The sequence below is a fragment of the Candidatus Nealsonbacteria bacterium genome, assembly GCA_026016225.1.
Taxonomy (GTDB): domain Bacteria; phylum Patescibacteriota; class Minisyncoccia; order Minisyncoccales; family JANBVM01; genus Nealson33H.
In genome coordinates this window covers 25770-48206 of record CP061210.1, presented here as the reverse complement: position 1 = coordinate 48206, position 22437 = coordinate 25770, and the positions used below count along the sequence as shown (strand labels likewise).

Sequence of the window (22437 nt, the reverse complement as noted above, 5' to 3'; positions counted from 1 at the left end):
TTATATAGTTAATTTTGGTTGTTAAGTCTTTGCTTATTTTCTGATAAATAAATTACGGGAGCAAAAAATACCCCAATAGCGTTGGGGGTATTTTTCGCTATTTAATTATAATTAATATTATGCAAAGAACAAGAATAAAGAACTTTGCCAAGTCCAAAATCCATTTACCATTACCTTATTTATTAAGCCTGCAAAAAGAGAGCTGGCGAAGTTTTTGCGATAAAGAATTGAAACAATTATTTCAAGAAATTTCTCCTATTCGAGATTATACTAAAAAAGAATTTGAGCTTTGGTTTTTGGATTATAAATTGAAGGAACCGAAATATAAATCAGACTTTGAGGCAAAAAAGAATAACGATTCATATGAAGCACCCCTGATTATTAAAACAAGACTTGTTAATCTAAAAACTAAAGACATAAAAGAGCAAGAAGTATTTTTGTGTGACTTCCCCTTACAAACCGAAAGGGGAACTTTTGTTGTTAATGGAGTTGAAAGAGTAGTTATTTCTCAATTAATTCGTTCTCCAGGAGCATTTTTCACCAGGAGGAGACTTTCGGGAAGGAATTGTTTTGGGGCAAAAATTATTCCCAACAGAGGATCCTGGTTAGAATTCGAAACAGATTCTTCAGGAGCAATAGGGGTAAAGATTGATAGGAAAAGAAAGGTGGCTGCCACAACACTTCTAAGAGCTTTTGGTATTGATAATGACCTGTCAATTAAAGAGAAGTTTCAAGACGTCAATAAGGGAGAAGTTGACCATATTAAAGAGACCTTAAAAAGAGACCTGACTCATAACCAGGCAGAAGCTTTAGTTGAGATTTACCAGAGGTTGAGGCCTGGAGATATGGTTACTCCTGATACTGCCAAGGAATTAATAGAAAATATGTTTTTTAATTTTGAAAGATATGATTTGTCAAAAGTTGGAAGATGGAGGATGTGGTCGAGATTACCAGAATTAAAAACAAAGATTAGTTCGAAGAAAAAAGATAAAACTCAAAACTTAAATGAAGAAATAACAATTTCAGACAGAGTTTTAAAACCGGAGGATGTTATAGCAGTATTGAGAGAAATTATTAGACTGAGCAATAATCCCGAGGCAAAACCTGACCAGATTGACCATTTGGGGAATAGAAGAGTAAGACCTTTCACAGAGTTGCTGGTTAATAGGCTGAGAGTAGGGTTTATGAGAATGGAAAGGATTGTTAGAGATAGAATGTCAACATTAGATGTTCATGTTTTAACCCCAAGCCAGTTAATTAATCCAAAACCAGTAATGGTGATAGTGAAGCAATTTTTTATGTCAAGCCAAATGTCCCAATTCATGGATAATCAAAATCCCTTAGCTGAATTAGAACACAAAAGGAGATTATCGGCTACAGGTCCTGGCGGTTTAACAAGAGAGAGAGCCGGTTTTGAGGTGAGAGATGTTCAGCCTTCTCACTATGGGAGAATTTGTCCAATTCAAAGCCCAGAGGGATCAAATATTGGGTTGGTAAATCACTTAGCTAGTTTTGCCAGAATTAACTCTTATGGTTTTTTAGAAACCCCCTATATTAAAGTTGAAAAGGGGAAAATAACCTCTAATGTTAGATATTTTAATGCTTATGAGGAGGAAAAATACAATATTGCCTCAGGAGTAATACCTATTGATAAAAAAGGCAATATTATATCTAAAAACGTAGAGGCTAGAGTAAAAGGGAAACCAGACATAATTGATAAAAAGGAGTTAGATTTTATCGATGTTTCTCCGGAACAACCAATTTCTATTGCTACTTCTCTAATTCCCTTTTTACAAAACGACGATGCTAACAGAGCTCTTATGGGTTCAAACATGCAACGACAATCAGTTCCTCTCATTAATCCAGAACCCCCTTTGGTAATGACGGGATTGGAAAAAAGAGTTGCTGAGGATTCAGGACAAGCAGTTATTAGTCAGGAGAGCGGAAAAGTTATTGAGGTTGATGCTGACCATATTAAAGTCAAAACTTCAAAATCTAAAATCTTAAATTTTGAGCTGAAAACTTTTGTTAGAACAAATCAATATACTTGTTTTCACCAAAAGCCGATAGTAAAAAAAGGTCAAAAGATAAAGAAAGGGCAACTTCTGACCGAAGGTGGTGCGATTTCAAAGGGATATTTATCTTTAGGTCAAAATATTTTAGTGGCTTTTATGCCCTGGCGGGGAGGAAATTTTGAAGATGCTATTTTAATTTCAGAAAGACTTGTAAAAGATGATGCTTACACTTCAATTCATATTGAGAGTTTTAGCTGTGATGTTAGAGAAACTAAATTAGGACCTGAAATAACGACAGGTGATATTCCTAATGTTTCCGAAGAAAAACTGAAAGATTTGGATGAAGAAGGAGTGATTCGAATTGGAGCAGAGGTTGGACCAAACGATATTTTAGTTGGGAAGATTTCTCCAAAAGGTAAAGAAGAGCTAACACCGGAAGAAAGATTGTTAAAAGCAATTTTTGGAGAAAAGGCAAAAGAAGTAAAAGATAGTTCATTAAGAATGGAACATGGAAAGAGAGGCAGGATTGTGGGAGTTAAAGTTTTTTCCAGGGAGTTAGGAGACAAACTTGAACCCGGAGTTATAAAGAGAGTTGAAGTTGAAGTAGCACATATTAGAAAAGTTCAAGCAGGAGATAAGTTAGCGGGCAGACATGGAAATAAAGGTGTAATTTCAAAAGTATTACCAATAGAAGAGATGCCCTTTTTAGCAGATGGTACTCCCATAGACATTATTATTAGTCCTTTAAGCGTAGTTTCGAGAATGAATTTAGGTCAGGTTCTGGAAACCCACTTGGGTTTGGCGGCTAAAAACCTTGGATATTATGCTATTACTCCTGCGCTTTCTGGAGCGACTGGAGAAGATATAAAGAAAGAACTTAAAGAAGCAGGATTTCCCGAAGGAGGAAAAATTCAACTTTTCGACGGGAGAACAGGTTTTCCTTTTTCGGAAAAGATTACCGTAGGTTTTATATATATGATGAAGTTAATTCACATGGTTGAAGATAAAATTCATATGCGCTCTATTGGTCCTTACTCTTTAATTACCCAGCAACCATTGGGAGGGAAAGCCCAGTTCGGTGGACAGAGATTTGGTGAGATGGAGGTTTGGGCTTTAGAGGGATATGGCGCAGCTCATACACTCCAGGAAATGTTAACTATAAAATCTGATGATGTTTTAGGAAGAGCATCAACCTATGAGTCAATCTTGAAAGGAGAAGAAATAAAAGCACCTAATATTCCAGCCTCCTTTGACCTTTTAGTTAACGAATTAAAGGCATTAGGATTGAATGTGGAAGTGAAAGAGAAAGAAAAAGAAGAAAGAAAATAAGCGAGCAGGCCTACCTAATATTTCTAACAATCTAACTTTAATTATGAGAGTAGAAAACTTAGAAGCAATCAGAATAAAAATAGCCTCGCCAGAGGAGATTTTATCATGGAGCTACGGTGAGGTTACTAAACCGGAAACTATTAACTATCGAACTCAAAGAGCTGAAAAGGATGGACTTTTTTGCCAAAAAATATTTGGACCAGAAAGAGACTATCAGTGTTATTGCGGCAAGTATAAAAGAATTCGCTACAAAGGTATAGTTTGTGATAGATGCGGAGTGGAAGTAACAAAGTCATCTGTACGGAGAAAAAGAATGGGTCATATTAAGTTAGCCGCTCCTGTCTCACATATATGGTTTTTAAAAGGTATTCCATCAAGAATGGGAATGTTTTTGGATATTTCAATGCAGCAATTAGAAAGGGTAATTTATTTTTCCTCTTATATTGTGACCAGTGTGAATAAGGAAGCAAAGAGAGATGTTTTGGAAAGTATTAATAAAGAGTACAAAAGGAAAGAAAAAAAATTAAAATCTGAGCTTAAAGAAAAAAGAAAAGGAACTAAATTATTAAAATCTGACCTTCAAGCATTGAGAATAGCAAGAAACAAGGCAAAAGGAAATGTTTTATCAATTGAACCTTTAAAAATTTTATCTGAGGTTAAATATCGTGATTTCTCTTTGAAATATGGAGAAGTTTTTGAAGCAGGAACAGGAGCTGAGAGTTTAAGAAGAATATTTGAGAAGATTGACCTGAAAAAAGAAATCAAAAAGCTAAAAAAAGAATTAGAGCAAGTTAGCGGTCAGAAAAGAAAAAAAACTCTAAGAAGATTAAAACTTTTTCAGATAATGGATTCAACAAACATTCGTCCCGAATGGATGTTTTTGACGGTTCTACCTGTTTTACCTTCTGGTTTACGGCCAATGGTTCAATTGGATGGAGGAAGATACGCCTCCTCTGATTTAAACGATTTATACAGAAGAGTAATCAATCGAAATAATAGATTAAAGTATCTTTTGGAAATCGGAGCTCCTGAGGTAATCATTAGAAATGAAAAGAGGATGTTACAGGAAGCGGTAGATTCTTTAATTGATAATGGTATGAGGAGAGGAACAACCACCCGGGCAACAACAGGAGGAAGAAGATTATTAAAGTCTTTAGCTGATATACTTAAAGGTAAACAGGGTAGATTCAGGCAAAATCTTTTAGGAAAGAGAGTTGATTATTCTGGAAGGTCAGTAATAGTGGTGGGGCCTGAATTAAAATTTAATCAGGTGGGTTTACCAAAAAAGATGGCCTTAGAACTCTTTAAGCCATTTGTTATTAAAAAACTTTTGGAAAAAGAACTTGCTTATAATGTCAGAGGAGCTTCAAGATTAATTGATGATGAAACTGATGAAGTTTGGGAATCTTTAGAAGAAGTGGTAAAAGAAAAGTTAATTTTACTAAATCGAGCGCCCACCCTGCATAGATTAGGTATTCAGGCTTTTTACCCCATACTAATTGAAGGAGAAGCAATTAGGATTCATCCAATGGTTTGTAATGCATTTAATGCTGACTTTGATGGAGACCAAATGGCTGTTCACGTACCTCTATCCGATATGGCACAAAAAGAAGTAAAAGAACGAATGTTGTCTGGCTTAAATGTTTTAAAACCTGCTAACGGAATGCCCGTTGTTAGCATTAATCAAGATATTATTTTAGGCTGTTATTGGTTGACCGATATATGGGAAAACGAAAAAGGAGAGGGAAAAACTTTTATAACTCCAGACGAAGCAGTTTTGTCATATAATCTTGGCAAAATTAGTCCTAAGGCAAAAATAAAAGTAAACATTAAAGGCTTTAAAAATAAAGTTCAAAAACTCAAAAAAGAAAAATCTTCTCACTTAATTGAGACCTCTGCAGGTAGAATTTTATTCAACGAAGCTCTACCCGCAGATTTTCCTTTTCAGAACAGACTAATTAAAATAAAAGATTTAAAGAAGATTTTAGGAGAGATTATTGAGAAGTATCCAAAAGATGTTATCGAAGCTACGCTTGATGAAATTAAAGATTTAGGATTTGAGTATTCTACTTTAGCTGGTATTACCTGGGGAGTAGATGATTTAATTATACCTGAAGAAAAAAAGAAAATTTTGGACATAGCTCAAAAAGAAGAGGAAAAAGTTGAAAATTATTTCAAAAAAGGACTTCTTTCTCCTGAAGAAAGATCGGTTAAAATAATCAGTATTTGGAGCAGGGTGAAATTAGAGATAGAGAGAGAAGTTCCAAAAACATTGCCAAAAAGAGGTTCCGTCTTTCAAATGATTGACGCAGGATCTAAAGGCTCGTGGACCCAGGCTGTTCAAATGAGTGGGATGAAAGGTTTGGTTATAAATCCGGTAGGGGAAATTATTGAGTTACCGGTGAAAAGTTGCTATAAAGAGGGGCTTTCAGTTCTTGAGTACTTTATCTCCACTCACGGAGCCAGGAAAGGAACAGCAGATAAAGCCTTAAGAACTTCCAGCGCAGGATATTTAACCAGAAGGTTAATTGATGTTTCTCACGAAGTGATAGTTTCAAAGGAAGATTGTAAGGATAAGACAGGGATTGAGATTTTAAGAGAGGATGCCGACGAGATTGGTCAGGATTTCCTTCTTAAAATTGTAGGAAGGGTTTGTTTAGGAGATGTGAAGACTAAGAAGGATGCCGGTGTAAAAGTAATTTGCAAGAAAGGGGAAATTATTGACTGGGAGAAAGGGAAAAAAATTATTGAGGCCAAAATTGAAAAAATAAAAATTCGTTCTCCTTTATCCTGTAAATGTATTAGGGGGATTTGTCAAAAATGTTACGGTTGGGATTTGGGAAATAATAAATTAATTAAATTAGGAGAAGCGGTTGGAATTGTGGCTGCTCAGGCAATTGGCGAGCCGGGAACCCAGTTAACAATGAGGACCTTCCATACGGGAGGAGTAGCAGGAGGAATAGATATTACTTTTGGTTTACCGAGAATTCAGGAGCTTTTTGAGGTTCGAATTCCAAAAGGTGAGGCAGTAATTTCTTTAACCGATGGGAAAGTAGTGGAAATTACACAAGAAAAAGTGTTAAAGATTAAAAGTCAAAAATCCAAGAAAAAATCTGATATTCTGGAATATCAAATCCCTCCGCAATCAGCCATTTGGGTAAAATTAGGAGAAATTATTAAAAAGGGACAACAACTTTCTGAAGGAAGTTTGGATATAAAAAAGTTGTTTAAATTAACAGATAAAGAAGAAACATGGCATTATATAATAAAGGAAATTCAAAAGATATATGTTTCTCAAGGAGTTCAAATCCATGATAAACACTTAGAGATTATTATTCGGCAGATGTTTTCCAGAGTGAAAGTCAAAGATTCCGGCGATAGTCCTTTTATTCCGGGTGAAATTATTGAAAAAGCAAGACTTACTGAAGAAAATCTTAAGATAAAAAAAAGAAACAGTAAGGTAAAATTAGCATCCTTAAAGAAGAAAACTTCTCAATTAGCTACGGCCTCTCCAGTTTTATTGGGAATTTCAAAGGTGGCTTTAACAACAGAGTCATTCTTATCTGCCGCTTCCTTTCAGGAAACCTCACGGGTTTTAATTAAGGCAGCAATTGAAGGGAAAGAAGATAAACTTTTAGGTCTCAAAGAAAATGTGATTATTGGAAAGTTAATACCGGCAGGTACAGGTTTTGGTAAAGAAATGTTATAATTAAACATTAAGCCTTACTTTAAGTATGAGCAGGAATAAGAAAAAAAGAAAGAAAAGTAAGAATTCAAATTCGACAAAAATTAGCAGCTTTTTTTCGAAAGAAGAAACAAAAAGATATATTTTTGGAATAACCTCTTTTCTTTTGGCAATAATTTTTGCTTTAAGTTTTTTTGAAAAAGCAGGAGTGGCAGGAAATGCTCTTTTTAAAGCTTTTTCTTTCTTGGCAGGGAAAGCTATTTTTTTGTTACCTTTAATTTTAACTATTTCTGGATTGGCATTTTTTAGGGCTAATTACAAAAAGCTCTTTCAGCCTTTACTTTTAGCAATTATTATTTCTGTATTTGGAATTTGTGGAATCTTAGAGAGTTTGGAGCCGGGACTTAGACAGGGAGGGTTATTAGGCTATATTTTAACCTTAGTCCTTTCAAGACTTTTTGGTTTTTGGGTTACCCAGATTATAGCCTCTTTGGTAATAGTAATTGGAGGATTGATTTTTTGGCGTTTATTAAAACAGCCGGTTTCTGAAGAATCTGAAATAAAAGAGGAGAAAAAACCATCTTTAATTAAAAGAATTTTTACTCCTTCTTTTAAGGTAAAAAACGTAGAACCTGCTTCTGCCTTTAAAAAAGAAGAAAGAGTTATTAAAGAACCCTTTTTGAAATTAAAAACAAAAGCGATTGAATACCCGGAGAGAGAAAAAGAATATAAAACACCACCAATAGAGTTATTAGATTCGACAAAAGGTCAACCTTCTGCCGGCGACATCAAGACAAACTCAATAATTATTAAAAAAGCGTTAGAAAGCTTTGAAATTCCCGTAGAAATGTCAGAAGTGAATGTAGGACCTACGGTTACTCAATATTCTTTAAAACCTGCTAACGGAATAAAATTATCAAGAATAACCTCTTTATCTAACGATTTGGCTTTAGCTTTAGCTACTCACCCAATTAGAATTGAGGCCCCTATACCGGGTAAAAGCTTGGTTGGAATTGAGGTTCCAAATAAAGTAAGAGCTTTTGTTCGATTAAAAGGGTTAATCCAAAATTCAAAATTTCAAGAATATTCTTCTCAGTTAACCTTTTGTTTAGGCAAAGATGTTTCAGGCAATCCTGTTTATGCCGACCTTGGAAAGATGCCCCATTTATTAGTAGCGGGTTCCACCGGCACAGGTAAGACAATTTTTTTAAACACTTTAATTCTCTCTCTTATTTATAAAAATTCTTCTGACAATTTAAAATTTATCTTAATTGACCCAAAAAGAGTTGAATTTACGGTTTATGGAGGACTTCCTCATCTTTTATGTCCGGCCATCGTAGACGCTTCAAGGGCAGTTAATGCTTTAAAGTGGTTAATTGAAGAGATGGAGAGGAGATTTAAACTATTAGCTAAATTAAAAGCAAGAAATATTTTCAGTTATAATGAGAAAGCTTTCAATACCGGAGATGAACATTTATCCTACATTGTTTTGGTCATTGATGAATTAGCTGATTTAATGGTTGCTAAAGGTAGAGATGTGGAAGCCTCAATTGTAAGATTAGCCCAGATGGCTCGGGCAGTTGGAGTTCATATAGTTGTGGCTACCCAAAGACCGTCGGTTGAAATAATTACGGGACTTATTAAAGCTAACATTAGTTCAAGAATTACTTTTCAGGTAGCTTCTCAGGTTGATTCCAGAACGGTTTTAGATATGGCTGGTGCAGAGAAGCTTTTAGGCGCAGGAGATATGCTTTTTATTTCAAGCGAAATCGTTAAGCCAAAAAGAATACAAGCTGCTTATGTTTCTGAGAAAGAAGTCAAAAGGGTGGTAAATTGGATAAAGTCAAAAACTCAGCCAAAATTCGAAAGAGAAAACTTAAAAGAAAAATTGTTTGAAGCTTTGGAAAGAAATTTAGGAGCATCGGGTGGAGATTTGGGGAGTTTTTTTTCTCAAGAAGATTCTTTATACGAGGAGGCAAAAAGAGTTATAATCCAAAACAGGAGGGCTTCAGCTTCTTTTTTGCAAAGAAAATTAAGAATAGGTTATGCCAGGGCTGCCAGATTAATAGACATGCTTGAAGAGAGAAGAGTAGTAGGACCTGGTCGAGGTGCAAAACCAAGAGAGGTTTACCTCTCTGATGCTGATGAAAGCCATATTGAAGGAGTTAGCCAGAATGAAAAATACGATGATGATGGTTGGCAGTCGGTGTAAATATTAAAAAAACATATAAGTTCTAGACACTATGGTAAAACAAAAAAAGAGAAATCCGCCAGCCGGCGGAGAAAAGAAACAGTTAAAAGAAGCATTAGATGAGATTCAGCAAAGGTTTGGAGAGGGCTCAATTATGAGATTGAAAGATGCTAAATTATCCACCGTTGAAATTATTCCAACAGGTTCTATTTCTTTAGATTTAGCTTTGGGAGTAGGTGGAGTACCCAAGGGTAGAGTAATTGAGATTTACGGACCTGAAATGAGTGGTAAAAGTACTTTAGCATTACATATTTTAACTGAAGCTCAAAAAAGAGGAGGAGTTGGAGCCTTTATTGATGCTGAGCATGCTTTAGATGTTGATTATGCCAGGAGAATCGGAGTGAACGTTGATGATTTATTGATTTCTCAACCCGATTCAGGCGAACAAGCTCTTCAAATCGTTGAAACCTTAGTTAAATCAGGTGAGGTTGACGTAATTGTTATTGATTCAGTAGCTGCTTTAGTTCCCAAAGCTGAGATTGCGGGTGAAATGGGAGAGTTCCAGATTGGACTTCAGGCGCGTTTAATGAGTCAAGCGTGTCGCAAGCTTTCTGGGATTATCTCTAAAACAAGAACAGCGGTTATTTTTATTAACCAGACAAGAATGAAAATCGGTCAGCGGTTTGGTAATCCGGAAACAACGCCCGGGGGTTTAGCTTTAAAATTTTATGCTTCAGTAAGAATTAATCTGAGAAGGATTGCCCAGATAAAACATGGCGATGAAATTATCGGTAGTAGGATAAAAGCTAAGATTGTTAAAAATAAGGTTGCGCCTCCTTTTAAAACAGCTGAATTTGATATTTACTATAATGAAGGTATTTCTTATATTGGAGATGTTTTAAATACAGCTCTAAAAAAAGAAGTAGTTAAAAGAGCAGGTAGCTGGTATCAGTATGAAAACGTGAAATTAGGACAAGGAATGGAAGCCAGCAGGAAATTTTTGAAAGAAAACAAAGAGGTATTAGCTAAATTAAAAAAAGCTATAACAGAGCAAGCCTAAAAAATAGTTGTTAGAAAATGGAAATTAGTATGGAAATTCCGTATTATTTTGCTGTATAGGGAAGTAATCCCAGATAACGAGCTCTCTTAATAGCTTTTGCTAATTTTCTTTGATGACTGGAGCAAACTCCAGTTCTTTTTTTCGGTCTGATTTTTTTTAATCCAGAAATAAATTTCATTAGAAATTTGACATTTTTAAAGTCAATCTCCTGGATATTTCTTTGACACAAATAACAAGCCATACATTACTTAAAATGGTATATTTTCAACATTTATTTCCCCCTCTCCCTCCTCAATTATTGGAATTTCTTCTTTTAATGTTTCCTTTTTAGGTTCAGGAGGTATTATTTTCCCCGCGGATTTAGGTCCTAATTGGAGTCTTTGGGCTATAATCTCGGTTCTATATCTTTTATTTCCCGAAGAATCTTCCCAGCTTCTAGTTCTAATTCTTCCTTCAAAAAAAGCCAAAGAACCTTTTTTTAAATATTGTGAGGCAATCTCAGCTAATCTTCCAAACAAAACCATGTTATGAAATTCAACTTGTTGTTGTTTTTGACCAGATTTGTCAGTAAAAAAACTATCAGTAGCTAATCCGAAGTTTGTAACTGACTGACCAGAAGGGAGTACTTTCATTTCGGGGTCGCGGGTTAAACGGCCAATTAAAAATACTTTGTTTAAATTCATTATTTTAAAATCGCTAATATTTGTGGCTATTCGCCAAGAATTTCTTCAAGTTTCTTTTCGATTTCTTTTAATTCGACCTTTACTTTTGGTTTAACTTTTGGTTTAACTTTTCGTTTATAAGGAACCAGTAATTTCTTTTTTAATATTTTCTTTTTGAAGATTAGATAGCGAAGGATTTTCTTCTCTGATTTTATTTTTTTATTCAGATTATTTAATTTTTCAGGTTCTAAACTAAAAGTTAAGTCAGTTAAAAAAGCCTCTCTATTTTTCTTAATTGAATAAGCCAATCTCTTTTTAACCGGCGGATTGGTTTTGATAATAGAACCTTTTTCTTCTTTAATAAATGACTCTATCTTATTCTGCAAAGAGTTTATATCTTCATTAGAAATATCAGGGTGTATTAAATATGTAAATTCGTATATTTTCATAGGTTATTAATTCGAAGAATCAAGGTTCTTCTGCTTCGCAGAAGGTTCTTAATTCGCAGAATCAAGGTTCTGAGCGAAGCGAATGGTTCTTAATTCGAAGAATCAAGGTTCTTCTGCTTCGCAGAAGGTTCTTAAATCTTAAATTCAACAACGTCACCATCTTGAATGAGATAATCTTTGCCAACAATTGCTATTAATCCTTTTTCTCTGGCTTTCGACCAAGAGCCACTTAAAACTAATTCTTTCCAATTAACAACTTCAGCTTTTATGAATTTTTCTTTGAAGTCAGAATGAACAGTTTTTCCAGCCTCTAAAGCGTCAGAACCCTTAGTTATTGTCCAGGCTCTTGTTTCTTTTCCACCCGAGACCGTGAAAAAAGTAATTAAGTCTAAAATATCATAGCAAGCTCTAACTAAACCATCAAGATGGAGTTCTAAACCGAGCTCTTTTTTGTCTGATTCTGAAAGTTCTGATATTTCTTCCTCATCTTTTAAGTTTATTTGCAAGTATTTAGATTTCATCTGTAATGACCTTTTTTTAGTGTTAGTATTTAATACAAATAAAGTTGGTTTTGTTGTTAGAAACTGATATTCTTTAATTTTTAAATTTTCTTTATCGGTTAAATTTATTTCTGAGATTAATTCTCCACGAGAAACTCCTTCTTTAATTTTTTGAAAGACTTTAACTTTTTCTAAAGTTTTTTTTTCTAATTTTGAGATTATTTTTTCTAAGGTTTCAAGGTCTTTCATTAAAAGTTCAATCTTTATCACTTCTATTTCTTTTTCTGGGTTAATTTCTCTTAAAACATTTTCTACCTCTTGATTTTCAAAAGCCCTTATTACTTCTAAAATAGCGTCACAATTTCTGATTTGAGCTAAGAACTGATTTCCAAGACCCTCTCCTTTATGAGCTCCTTTAACTAATCCTGCAATGTCAATGAATTCAATAACAGTCGGAGTTACCTTTTCAGGTTTAATAATTTCAGCTAATTTATCTAATCTTTCGTCCGGAACAGAAACTATTCCTAAATTGGGTTTTATAGTTGTGAAAGGACGGGGAGCAATATTAACTTTCTTTTTAGTTAAAGCTTTAAATAATGTGGATTTACCAACATTTGGTAAACCGACAATACCTACTGAAAAACTCATAAGGTTATGATATAATAAAACCATATGAAAATCAACCCTGACATCTTTAGAGCATATGATATTCGGGGAATTTATCTTGATGATTTTAATGAGGACTTTGCCTTTAAAATTGGGCAAGCCCTAGTTAAATTTTTGAGACAAAAAAAATCTAAAATTAAAAGGAAGACAAGACTTAAAATTGTGGTAGGTCAAGATAATCGTCTTTCCTCTCCTACCTTATTTAAAAGCTTAAGCAAAGGAATTACTAATGCCGGAGCTGATGTTATTGACATAGGGCTTTCTACTACCCCTATGTTTTATTTTGCTGTAGCTTTTTATAGATTTGATGGAGGAATAGTAATTACAAGCTCCCATAATCCTCCAGAGTACAATGGTTTTAAATTGGTTAGAGAAAAAGCAATTCCTATTAGTGGAAAAACAGGTTTAAAAAGAATAAGAACCTTGTGTGCCACAAGAACCTTGATTTCTCCGAAATTAAGAACCTTGTGTGAGACAAGAACCTTAGCTAAAAAAACTACAGTTAAAAAAAAAGGCAGAATAATAAAAAAGAAAGTTCTTCAAGATTATGTGAAATTTAATCTTAGAGAATTTTATATTAATAAGATTTATCCTTTTAAAATAGTTGTAGATACTGCCAACAGCGTTTCAGGTATAGTAATTCCAAGTGTTTTTAAAAAATCTCCTCTTAAAATCTATCATCTTTTTCAAGAACTTGACGGTTCTTTCCCTAATCATAATCCTGACCCATTAAAAAAAGAAAATTTGAGATTTTTAAAAAAAGAGGTTTTAAAAAGAAAAAGCGATTTAGGAATAGCTTTCGACGGAGATGGAGATAGGATTGTTTTTATCACCGAGAGGGGAGAGATTGTCCCGGGAGATATTGTTACTGCTTTAATAGTTAATATAATTCTAAAAGGAAGCTCAGGAAAAAAAGTTATATACGATGTTCGTTCAAGCAATATTGTTAGGGAAACAATAGAGAAGAACAAAGGTCTTCCTTTAGAAAACAGAATAGGACATTCTTTCATAAAAGAAAGGATGAGAAAAGAAAATGTTTTCTTTGCCGGAGAATTCTCAGGTCATTATTATTCAAGAAAGCATTATTTTTGTGAGTGTCCTTTCTTAATTTTGTTTTCTATTTTAAAAGAAATGTCTGAGACTAAAAAGACTCTTTCTCAACTGATTAAACCTTTCAAGAAATATTATCATTCAGGGGAAATAAACTTTAAAGTCAAAGATAAAAAAAAGATTTTAAAAATCTTAGAAAAAAAGTTTGGAAAAAAAGGAGAGATATTAAAAATTGATGGTTTAAAAATTAATTTTCCAAATTGGTGGTTTAATTTCCGTCCCTCTAATACAGAGCCTGTTTTGAGACTGGTGGCTGAAGCTAAGACAAAAAAAATATTAGAGAAAAAGAAAAAAGAACTTATTTCTCTTATAAAAAAAAGGAGCTAAGCTCCTTCAACTCTAAAGCTCCTTCAACTATTAGATTAAACCCATTTTTTGCTTGACTTCTTGCATTGTAAATTGAGCAATAACTTCTGCTTTTTTTTGCCCTTGCTTTAAAATTTCTCTAATATAAACTTCTCTGGCGAGAAGTTCTTTTCTTTTCTGTCTAAAGGGTTCTAAAGAATTAATTAATAATCTTGCGAGGGATTTTTTAAATTCTGCATAACCCTTACCTTTAAATTTCTTTTCCAGTTCTTTGATTGATTTTCCAGAAAATAAAGAATAGATAGTTAAGAGATTGGATATTCCTGGTTTTTTCTTTAGATCATAAGTAATTTTTCTTCCCGGGTCTGTAACAGCAGACATTATTTTTTTTCGAATTTCTTTGGGTTCCTCGAATAAATCAATACAACCTTTAGGATTGTCAGTTTTTGACATTTTTTTCTTTGGGTTTTCCAAAGACATAATCTTAGAACCTGTCTTAGACAAAAGGGTTTTTGGAACTTTGAAACTTTTGCCGAATCTCTGGTTAAATTTTTTGGCAATGGTCTTGGCTAATTCAACATGTTGTTTCTGATCCTTACCAACGGGTACTGCCTCTGTTTTATAGAGTAAGATGTCAGCTGCCATTAAAATCGGATAATTCAAAAGACCGGCATTAACATGTTTTGAATGCCTCTTGCTTTTTTCTTTAAACTGAGTCATTCTTTGCAATTCTCCCACAGGAGTGATAGTACTTAAGAGCCAAGCTAATTCAGCATGTTCTTTTACTTGAGATTGAACAAAAATGATAGATTTTTCAGGATTCAAACCAGCTGCTAAATAAGTGACTGCTGTTTCCAAAATGTTTTTTTGCAATTCTTCTTCTTTGTATGGAGTGGTAATAGCATGTAAATCAACAACACAAAAAATGCATTCATTTTTTTCTTGAAGTTCAATCCACTGTTTGATTGCTCCTGAGTAGTTTCCAATATGGAGATTTCCGGTTGGCCGGATACCGCTAAAAATACGCATAGTGTTGTTGTTTTACACTTCTATGAGAACAGGGAGAATCATAGGACGTCTTTGGGTTTTAGAGAAAAGAAACTGACCTATTTTATTTCTGATTTCATTTTTAACATAAGTCCAATTAACGGCTCCACCTCTTCCTGCGGTTTTATTGACAATAGCAATAATCTTTTTTCTTGTATCTCTAAGTAATCCCTTTGATTCTCTTAAATAAACGAATCCCCTTGATATTATATCAGGAGAACCCCGAACTTTTCCAGTTTGTTTATCAATGATAGCAATAATAACAAACATTCCATCTTCTGCCAACATCTGTCTGTCTCTTAAAACAATTTCACCTACATCGCCGATACCCAATCCATCAACCATTATATAATTTGAAGGCGCTTTTTCTTTTTCAATAAAGATTCTTTTTCGGCTCAGGTTAATAATCTGTCCGTTTTCAGCAACAATTATGTTTTTTTCTGGAATACCTATTTTCTTTGCCAACTCAGCATGAGCAAATAACATGGAATGTTGTCCGTGATTTGGCAGGAAAAATTTTGGTTTCATAATCTCTAACATTTCTTTCAACTCTTCTTTTCTGGCATGTCCGCCGGCGTGAATATCCATCATTTTATAATGATAAACCTTAGCTCCCTGGCGTAAAATTTCATCTTTCATAAACTGCACTGTTCTTTCATTACCCGGAATAACAGAGGAAGAAAAAATGATAGTATCATTTCTTTTTATTCTCAAAAATTTATGTTCTTTATTAATAATTCTCATTAGAGCGGCTGATTTTTCTCCTTGAGCTCCGGTACATAAAATTGTTATTTTTTGGTCTGGATAATTTTTTATTTTTCTTGTTGTAATAAAAGTGTCTTTTTTTGTTTTAATGTATCCTAACCTTTCTGAAATCTCGACATTTGTTTTCATTGAATATCCTTCTATACAGACTTTTCTTTTATATTTTTCAGAAATAGTAATAATTTGTTGGATTCTGTTTATCAAAGAAGAAAAGGTAGCTGCAATAACCCTGCCTGGAGCTGTTTTTAATATTTCTTCTAAATTTTTTGAAATTTCTTTTTCTGATAAAGAATGACCTTCTTCTTCGGCTCCGGTAGAATCTGAAATCATCAGTAAAATTTTTCTCCTTCCGAGTTCTCTCAACTTTTTAAAATCAGTTGGTAAATCGTTTACCGGATTTGGGTCAAATTTGAAATCTGAAGTATGTAATATATTCCCAACAGGTGTTTCAATAAATAATCCTAAGTTATCTGGAATATTATGGTTTTGTTTAAAAAATTCAATTTTAAACTGTTCCAATCTTATTCTTGAACCGTTTTTCACTTCCTCAATTTTTAATTTGGGTTGGTCTTTAAAGTCTTCCTGTCTTTTTAGAATTATTCCTTTAGTTAATGGGCTGGCAAAAAGTTTTAAATTCTTCGTGTAAATTTTTTTAATTAAATAAGGAATAGCTCCGATGTGGTCGTAGTGTCCATGAGTAAATACAATTCCTAAGATATTTTTCTTTCTTTTTCTAAGATATTCAATGTTTGGAATAATAAAATCAATTCCCGGCATATCCTCTTCCGGCATTCGAAAGCCCATATCAATAATGAGAATTTTTTTCTCATATTCCAACAAAGTCATATTGCGGCCCACTTCACCGAGACCACCTAAAGGAATAATTTTTAGATTTTTAGCATCTTTTGATTTTTTCATAATTTAAAAGATAAAGCTTAAATTAAAGTTATTAAGTAAAAAAGATTTAAGTTTTGTTTTGTTTGTGCCCAGGGGGAGATTTGAACTCCCAAGCTCTTGCGAGCATTAGCACCTGAAGCTAACGTGTTTTCCAGTTTCACCACCTGGGCAGAATTATATTAGCAATTCCAATTCCGGATTGCCTCCTCCCATCTCTTCCAGGTTCCCACGTCCATCCATTTCCCTTTCCATTTATATCCAAAGAGTTTTTTTTCTTTAGCTAATCTCGGAAAAAGATCTGTTTCTAACATTGCAAATTTTGCTTTCTTTGGAAAATATTTTTTAATCTTAGGATTCATTATATAAAGACCGGAATTAATGTAAAAAGAGAGAGGTTTTTTTGATTTTTCGCCAAATTCTATAATTTTTTCTCCTTTCATTCTAACAGAGCCATAAGCTTCAGGGTTCTTTACTTTAACCAAACCAATTGTTACCAAAGCTTTCTTTTTTTTGTGAAAACTTATCATTTTTTTAAGGTTTAGTTCTTTTAATTCGTCTCCATTTGAGACAACTATTGCTCTTGAGAACCACTTAGGGCTTAATTTTTTAGCAATTGGAGTAAAGGTGCCAGAAGGTTTTAATTCAACTATAAATTCAATTTTCTCTCGCGGGAAATAAGTAGCTTTCCATTTGTAAAAATCTTCAAGATGTTTTTTTTGAACATTGATTTTTATATCATCAATTCCGTATTTTAAATACAAATCAACCAGATAGGTAATTACCGGTATTTTTCCTACAGGCAATAAAGGTTTTGGTATCTCTAAGGTTAAAGGATAAAGCCTTGTTCCTTCTCCGCCTGCCAGGATGAAACCTTTCATTTTTTACTTGATTTTGTTAGGAATATAAAGCTTTTTATCCATTTTTCTTTATCTCCACATTCCAGCCACTTTCCTTTAACCCAAAGTCCGAATATTTCTTTTCCTTCTTTAATCATTTGTTTTAAGGCATTAGCTAAAATAATTTCTTCGTTTTGGGGAGTTGTTTTTTTGAGATAAGAAAATATATCCGGCGTTAGAACATAATTTCCAACTAAAGCAAAGTTTGAAGGAGGATTTTCTTTGGGTTTTTCAATTAAATCCTTGATTTTATATAATCTTCCTTTAATTTTTTGAACTTTTGGTACTCCATAAGAAGATAATTTTTCTCTTGGCATTTTGTAAAGACAAAGAAGTGGTTTTTTGATTTTTTCAAACGTTTTTACAAGTTGACTTGGCATTCCTTCTTCTCCCCAGGAAATATCGTCTCCAAAAAGAACCAGAAAGGGCTCCTTTCCAACCAATCTTTCCGTTCTTAAAATTGCATCGCCATCTCCTAATGGTTTTTTCTGAAATATATATTTATATTTTATTTTTGGAATTTCTCCTAAAGCTTTTATTGCTTTTTTCTTTCTTCTCCTTCTTAGGATTTTCAAGAGGTTTTTTTCTTGTTTAAAATATTTCAGGATGTAATTTTTGAAAATATCTTCTTTTTTAGGAGAGATAACAAAAATAATTTCTCTAACACCTGCTTTTAAAGCTTCTTCAACAACATATTGAACGACGGGTTTTGTTCCTAAAGGGAAAAATTCTTTTGGAATAATTTTTGATAGAGGTAAAAATCTTGTTCCCAAACCCGCTATTGGGATTACTGCTTTTCTAATTTTCATAGTCATACCCCACAGAGAAAACTTAAATTTTTAGGAAATGTTTTTTTTGGTTTTTTGAATTTCAATTTGGGAACCTTTTTATAATTTTTATTTTTAACCCAACCTGACTTTGTATAATAATAACATCCCCCTTTTTTTCTCTCAATTGGCTTATAATCAGATTTACACTTTTTTGAAGACCAATCTGCCATTTTCAGTTCTTCTAAAGAAGGATTAATTGTTATATGCCCGTAATCAGGGGGAACTATAATGTAGTCTCCTTTTTTAGCTTTTACATAATAAACGTTTTCAATCTTTCCATTTTTTTCTTTCTGCAATAAATAAATAGCTTTTCCTTTGAGAACAATATATAGTTCTCCGTATTTTCCTATATGATAGTGCCCTTTGGTTTTTACAAATTCTTTCCCCAGCATTCTCGGGGGTATTATTGTGATATTGTGTTTAAGACCATCTTTTTCTTTTACTCCTCGATACATATAATAAAGCTTAAAATTAGGGGCTGTTTTTAACCACTCTTTGTCATAGATAACTTTTTTCATGTCGTATAAACGTCGAACATCCGGTTTTACATCCTTTATTTTCTTTTTTTTTCTTCCACACTTCATATTTTAAGTTTTATATGGCTATTCCCATACTCTTTTTGTTTTAACATACCACTCTCCTACTTCAGCAAATCTTTTTGAGGGGTCAATAATTATTTTTGCGTTTATTCCCTTGATTTTTTCTGAAACAAAATAACGATAGTCAGGATTGTATAGAAATATTACCGCACAATCTTCAATAAGAATATCTTGAAATTCTTCTAATTTTTCTTTTCTTTCAATCTCATCTAAGGATTCTCGATTATCTTCTAATAATTTGTCAGAGTCCTTATTCTTGTAATTAGCAAGATTCAAGCCGAGTTCTCCTATTTGAGAAGAGTGCCAGAAGGGAAAAGGGTCTGGAATTGAACCCAATGCCTCACCGAACAAAAGAATTTCATATTCTCTTTTTCTGATAATTGTATCTCCTTCTACCGTAGTAATATTAAATGTCTCAATTTCAACCTCAACCCCTAACTGACTCCATTGATTTTTAAGAACTTTAGCTGTTTCTTTAAGAAGGGGTTCATCAACCGTAAAGAGCTTAAATCTTAAAGGGATTATTTCTTCACCTCTTTCAAAGCAAACCGCGTTTAGCTTTTCTCTTGTTTTTCCTTTAACTTCACCTGTTCCTTTTGTTAAACCAAAAGGTTCTAAAATATCTTTACTATATTTTTCCTGAAACCTAATTACGGCAGCTTTTGTTTTTGACCCAAAATATCCGGTAATCTTTCCCTCAGGATAAATGTCAGCTCCGCCAGCTGGCGGATTAGCTAAACATTTTTGTAGCTCCGTTACTTCTGTTCCTCTTGAGCCTACAGAAAGATTACTTTTGAAAGTGAAAGCTGGGCTTTTCTTTATAATCTTTTCTCTAAGACCATTTTCTTTTTTTAGATATCCAGCTTTTTCTAATATATCGTTTGCTTTTTCTATGTCATATTCATAAATATTAGATGGCTCCTTTAAACCATAAACATCAGGTATAATTGGAGAGTGAACAATCTTTCCTTGGCCGGAAAGCACATTGTTTAGAATCTCTTCTTTATTTGTTCCATGATTTAAGGCTAATCTTACTTTTTTATCTGAGAGAGCTTTAGATTCTTCTGGATTAAAAAAGACAGTGAAATATCTTGGAATAGTAAAATTATAAACATTACCCTTCTCTGGAAGACTTTTAAGTGAATTTAGAGAAAAACCATCAATTTCCCCTTTTTGATAAGAGGCTATTAATTGTCTTTCTGCTTCTTCGCTTTCCTTTGATTCAAAAAATCGAAAAGAGATTTTAGAAAGATAGGGAAGTTTGGAAAAGTAGAAAGGGTTTTTAACTAAATCCAGAGAAATTATTCTTCCACCAATGTCTTTTGATAAACTTTCTAATCTATATGGTCCTGTACCTATAGGCGTAAGGTTGGCTTGAGATAGTAGAAAGTTTTTAGGAAGAATTTTTTCCCAAATATGTTTTGGCATTATTTTTAAAGTGCAATTTTCTAAAAAAACAGAGGATTTATTTTTTAATTCAAAACGCAAACTAAGAGCAGATATCTTCTCCACTGTTACCCCCAGCCACATAGCTCTTAACGGGCTTTTAACTTCTGAATTTTGGATTGCTTCAATAGTAAAGATTATATCATCTGCCGTTAGAGGTTCCGAGTCCTGCCAGACTACATTTTCTTTAAGATTAAATTCATAAATCCTTCCATTTTCAAGAATCTTATACTCTTTTGCCAAATCTGTCTGTATGTTGCCCTCAGAGTCATATTTCATTAAACCGGAAAAAATAAGCTCTGTTAAATCTCTGTCAACATCTGAAGCTGCAGCATAAAGGGGATTGATAAATCTTGGAGAACCTATTACTCCTTCAATATATACTCCGCTTTCAGCGGGTATTATTTTTGTTCTTTCAAGGTAAAAATCAATTAAAAGGAAAGAAAGAGAACCGACAAATAAGATAAGGAGGATAAAAAAAGAAAACCTTTCTTTTTTACTTAGAACTTTTAAAAATTGTCGCCATTGTTTTTTTGAAGGCCACCGATAATACATAAGAAATTAGATGAGAAGGTTGAGTAGGGCTAAAGCTATAAAAAGGGCTCCGAATACAACCGTTGCCCAAAATATCTTTTTCTCCATACCACGTCTTGCGGCATAAAATTCACCCATTCCTCCAAAAGCAGAACCCAAAGAACTTCCTCTTTGTTGTAAGAGAATTAATATAGCCAAGATTATACTTACTACGATTTGTGCGATGAATAAATATTCTTTCATCTTTTAAGTCCCAAAAAAAAGTTTACTATCCAGACAATTACCGTTGTAAGAAACAAAGGAGTAATACCTAAAATCTCAAATTCTTCAAAGAGAATATCCAAAAGCCAAATAAATGCCATGTTAAGTATTAAGGAAAACAAACCCAGGGTTAAAATCTTTAATGGTAAGGTAATTTTATCTAAAATTGGTTTAATAAAAAAATTAATGAGCCCTAAGATGCCTCCTACCAAAAGCAATAATTTCCATCCCTGGTTAAATTCTATTCCAAAGTAAATACTTCTATCGGAAATAACTTCTAAACTCACCCCGGAAATAAATTTTGTTGCCAGGAATATTGCCAGGATTCCAGCAGCAATATGCCAGAATAGCCGTTTCATATTATTTAAGAATAATACCAGAAAATAATTAACTTAGCAAACCAGTCGCTTCGCTCATTGTAATTACTTCGTAATTAAGAGCAAGTCTCTTTGTCTCATTTGGCTTGACAAATTTCAAAAATTGGAGAGAATAGATTAGGAGGTGATAGAACATTTCAAACTTGGAAGAAGATTTTTTTCGGGTAAAGTATCTTATACCTCAGAATCCGGACGATAAGAAACTGATAGAAATATCAAAAGAGATTGAAGAAATACTTAAGGACTTAACTAATAAGGACTTAACTAAAGACTTAACTAATAAGGACTTAACTAAAGACTTAACTTTTTTTTATAAGAAGATTGTACTGAAGTTTTACAGAGTAGTGAAAAGAACGAAGGGAGAAAAAAAAGAATTTTCCTTCAATGAAACCGAAACAAGTATTCTCACTAGCCGCATAAGGGAGTTGCCCATAGAAATAATCGTTGTTTTCGCCGAAGAGTATATCTATTAATAATTTTTTATCTATCTAAAGCCGACTCAAATTGCCATATTTGGTAATTCAGAGTTGGCTTATTTTTTTTGAAATCAGGAGAGGGACAGTCCCATAAATTTGACAAGGCTCTCTTGTTGTGGTATCAGGTAAGTAGATATTTTAAAATAAAATATCTCTTTTAAAAATAAATAAGAGTTGATAAGATTGAAAACAATAACAAAGACGATTGGAATCTTTACTCTTCTTTTCTTATTTGGTCTAACAAACGTTCTTTTCCTGGGACAAAACGGAGAATCTCAGAGAGGAAATTTGAAGGTGGAAATTATTGCTGCTGCTATTGATACTGACTTTAAGGTT

At 33.3% G+C, this 22437-nt stretch carries 18 protein-coding genes and 1 tRNA gene; 6 read left to right on the top strand and 13 right to left on the bottom strand.

The window, feature by feature from the left end; all coding sequences use genetic code 11:
• Positions 1-119 precede the first annotated feature (119 nt).
• The 4 genes from IB617_00230 to recA are packed head-to-tail and all read left to right on the top strand — an operon-like array spanning position 120 to position 10280.
• Entirely contained in the window at positions 120-3344 is a 3225-nt protein-coding gene (locus tag IB617_00230; protein ID UZE93268.1) for a DNA-directed RNA polymerase subunit beta, read from the top strand.
• A gap of 43 nt (positions 3345-3387) precedes the next feature.
• On the top strand, positions 3388-7053 hold the full coding sequence (gene rpoC / locus IB617_00225; GenBank protein ID UZE93267.1) for a DNA-directed RNA polymerase subunit beta': 3666 nt from the start codon (positions 3388-3390) through the stop codon (positions 7051-7053).
• A 25-nt stretch (positions 7054-7078) separates the two neighbouring features.
• A complete protein-coding gene (locus IB617_00220; GenBank protein UZE93266.1) occupies positions 7079-9241 on the top strand; it encodes a DUF87 domain-containing protein in 2163 nt (720 codons plus the stop codon).
• 31 nt (positions 9242-9272) lie between these two features.
• Complete coding sequence (recA, locus tag IB617_00215) at positions 9273-10280, top strand: recombinase RecA (protein UZE93265.1); 1008 nt, start codon at positions 9273-9275, stop codon at positions 10278-10280.
• Between the two features lie 43 nt (positions 10281-10323).
• Here the strand turns inward: recA and IB617_00210 are convergent, their stop codons facing one another.
• From IB617_00210 to ychF, 4 genes are all read right to left on the bottom strand, one after another.
• On the bottom strand, positions 10324-10521 hold the full coding sequence (locus IB617_00210) for a 30S ribosomal protein S18 (GenBank protein ID UZE93264.1): 198 nt from the start codon (positions 10519-10521) through the stop codon (positions 10324-10326).
• Positions 10522-10528: 7 nt separating this feature from the next.
• Positions 10529-10963 (bottom strand): single-stranded DNA-binding protein, encoded by a 435-nt coding sequence (locus IB617_00205; protein UZE93263.1) that lies wholly within the window; start codon positions 10961-10963, stop codon positions 10529-10531.
• Positions 10964-10989: 26 nt separating this feature from the next.
• Complete coding sequence (gene rpsF, locus IB617_00200; protein UZE93262.1) at positions 10990-11391, bottom strand: 30S ribosomal protein S6; 402 nt, start codon at positions 11389-11391, stop codon at positions 10990-10992.
• Positions 11392-11522: 131 nt separating this feature from the next.
• Positions 11523-12539: a redox-regulated ATPase YchF gene (gene ychF, locus IB617_00195; GenBank protein ID UZE93261.1), complete on the bottom strand. Its 1017-nt coding sequence runs from the start codon at positions 12537-12539 to the stop codon at positions 11523-11525.
• A 24-nt stretch (positions 12540-12563) separates the two neighbouring features.
• Between ychF and IB617_00190 the strand changes: the two genes are divergently transcribed.
• On the top strand, positions 12564-13994 hold the full coding sequence (locus IB617_00190) for a phosphomannomutase/phosphoglucomutase (GenBank protein UZE93260.1): 1431 nt from the start codon (positions 12564-12566) through the stop codon (positions 13992-13994).
• A gap of 30 nt (positions 13995-14024) precedes the next feature.
• Here IB617_00190 and trpS read toward each other — a convergent pair whose 3' ends face one another.
• The 9 genes from trpS to IB617_00145 form a co-directional block, all read right to left on the bottom strand.
• The gene (trpS, locus tag IB617_00185) at positions 14025-15002 is read right to left on the bottom strand and encodes a tryptophan--tRNA ligase (protein ID UZE93259.1); all 978 of its coding nucleotides are present in this window, start codon (positions 15000-15002) and stop codon (positions 14025-14027) included.
• Between the two features lie 12 nt (positions 15003-15014).
• Entirely contained in the window at positions 15015-16703 is a 1689-nt protein-coding gene (locus IB617_00180) for a ribonuclease J (protein ID UZE93258.1), read from the bottom strand.
• A 65-nt stretch (positions 16704-16768) separates the two neighbouring features.
• Positions 16769-16852 (bottom strand) — tRNA-Leu (locus tag IB617_00175).
• A gap of 9 nt (positions 16853-16861) precedes the next feature.
• Positions 16862-17560 (bottom strand): nucleotidyltransferase family protein, encoded by a 699-nt coding sequence (locus IB617_00170; protein ID UZE93257.1) that lies wholly within the window; start codon positions 17558-17560, stop codon positions 16862-16864.
• Positions 17557-18387 (bottom strand): UTP--glucose-1-phosphate uridylyltransferase, encoded by an 831-nt coding sequence (locus IB617_00165; protein ID UZE93256.1) that lies wholly within the window; start codon positions 18385-18387, stop codon positions 17557-17559. Before IB617_00165 ends, IB617_00170 begins: the two co-directional genes overlap by 4 nt.
• 2 nt (positions 18388-18389) lie before the next feature.
• Positions 18390-18992, bottom strand: coding sequence for a glucose-6-phosphate isomerase (locus IB617_00160; protein ID UZE93255.1), 603 nt, complete (start codon positions 18990-18992; stop codon positions 18390-18392).
• Between the two features lie 18 nt (positions 18993-19010).
• Positions 19011-21008, bottom strand: coding sequence for a hypothetical protein (locus IB617_00155; GenBank protein UZE93254.1), 1998 nt, complete (start codon positions 21006-21008; stop codon positions 19011-19013).
• Positions 21009-21014: 6 nt separating this feature from the next.
• Positions 21015-21230 (bottom strand): preprotein translocase subunit SecG, encoded by a 216-nt coding sequence (gene secG / locus IB617_00150; protein UZE93253.1) that lies wholly within the window; start codon positions 21228-21230, stop codon positions 21015-21017.
• On the bottom strand, positions 21227-21607 hold the full coding sequence (locus IB617_00145) for a phage holin family protein (GenBank protein UZE93252.1): 381 nt from the start codon (positions 21605-21607) through the stop codon (positions 21227-21229). The genes secG and IB617_00145 overlap by 4 nt, the downstream gene beginning before the upstream one ends.
• Positions 21608-21768: 161 nt before the next feature.
• Between IB617_00145 and IB617_00140 the strand changes: the two genes are divergently transcribed.
• Positions 21769-22098, top strand: coding sequence for a hypothetical protein (locus tag IB617_00140; protein ID UZE93251.1), 330 nt, complete (start codon positions 21769-21771; stop codon positions 22096-22098).
• Positions 22099-22437 lie beyond the last annotated feature (339 nt).

Excerpts from the sequence above, each read along its gene's own strand:
- IB617_00230 (UZE93268.1), top strand. The coding sequence starts at position 120 with ATGCAAAGAACAAGAATAAAGAACTTTGCCAAGTCCAAAATCCATTTA.
- rpoC (UZE93267.1), top strand. The coding sequence starts at position 3,388 with ATGAGAGTAGAAAACTTAGAAGCAATCAGAATAAAAATAGCCTCGCCA.
- IB617_00220 (UZE93266.1), top strand. The coding sequence starts at position 7,079 with ATGAGCAGGAATAAGAAAAAAAGAAAGAAAAGTAAGAATTCAAATTCG.
- recA (UZE93265.1), top strand. The coding sequence starts at position 9,273 with ATGGTAAAACAAAAAAAGAGAAATCCGCCAGCCGGCGGAGAAAAGAAA.
- IB617_00210 (UZE93264.1), bottom strand. The coding sequence starts at position 10,521 with ATGGCTTGTTATTTGTGTCAAAGAAATATCCAGGAGATTGACTTTAAA.
- IB617_00205 (UZE93263.1), bottom strand. The coding sequence starts at position 10,963 with ATGAATTTAAACAAAGTATTTTTAATTGGCCGTTTAACCCGCGACCCC.
- rpsF (UZE93262.1), bottom strand. The coding sequence starts at position 11,391 with ATGAAAATATACGAATTTACATATTTAATACACCCTGATATTTCTAAT.
- ychF (UZE93261.1), bottom strand. The coding sequence starts at position 12,539 with ATGAGTTTTTCAGTAGGTATTGTCGGTTTACCAAATGTTGGTAAATCC.
- IB617_00190 (UZE93260.1), top strand. The coding sequence starts at position 12,564 with ATGAAAATCAACCCTGACATCTTTAGAGCATATGATATTCGGGGAATT.
- trpS (UZE93259.1), bottom strand. The coding sequence starts at position 15,002 with ATGCGTATTTTTAGCGGTATCCGGCCAACCGGAAATCTCCATATTGGA.
- IB617_00180 (UZE93258.1), bottom strand. The coding sequence starts at position 16,703 with ATGAAAAAATCAAAAGATGCTAAAAATCTAAAAATTATTCCTTTAGGT.
- IB617_00170 (UZE93257.1), bottom strand. The coding sequence starts at position 17,560 with ATGAAAGGTTTCATCCTGGCAGGCGGAGAAGGAACAAGGCTTTATCCT.
- IB617_00165 (UZE93256.1), bottom strand. The coding sequence starts at position 18,387 with ATGAAAATTAGAAAAGCAGTAATCCCAATAGCGGGTTTGGGAACAAGA.
- IB617_00160 (UZE93255.1), bottom strand. The coding sequence starts at position 18,992 with ATGAAGTGTGGAAGAAAAAAAAAGAAAATAAAGGATGTAAAACCGGAT.
- IB617_00155 (UZE93254.1), bottom strand. The coding sequence starts at position 21,008 with ATGTATTATCGGTGGCCTTCAAAAAAACAATGGCGACAATTTTTAAAA.
- secG (UZE93253.1), bottom strand. The coding sequence starts at position 21,230 with ATGAAAGAATATTTATTCATCGCACAAATCGTAGTAAGTATAATCTTG.
- IB617_00145 (UZE93252.1), bottom strand. The coding sequence starts at position 21,607 with ATGAAACGGCTATTCTGGCATATTGCTGCTGGAATCCTGGCAATATTC.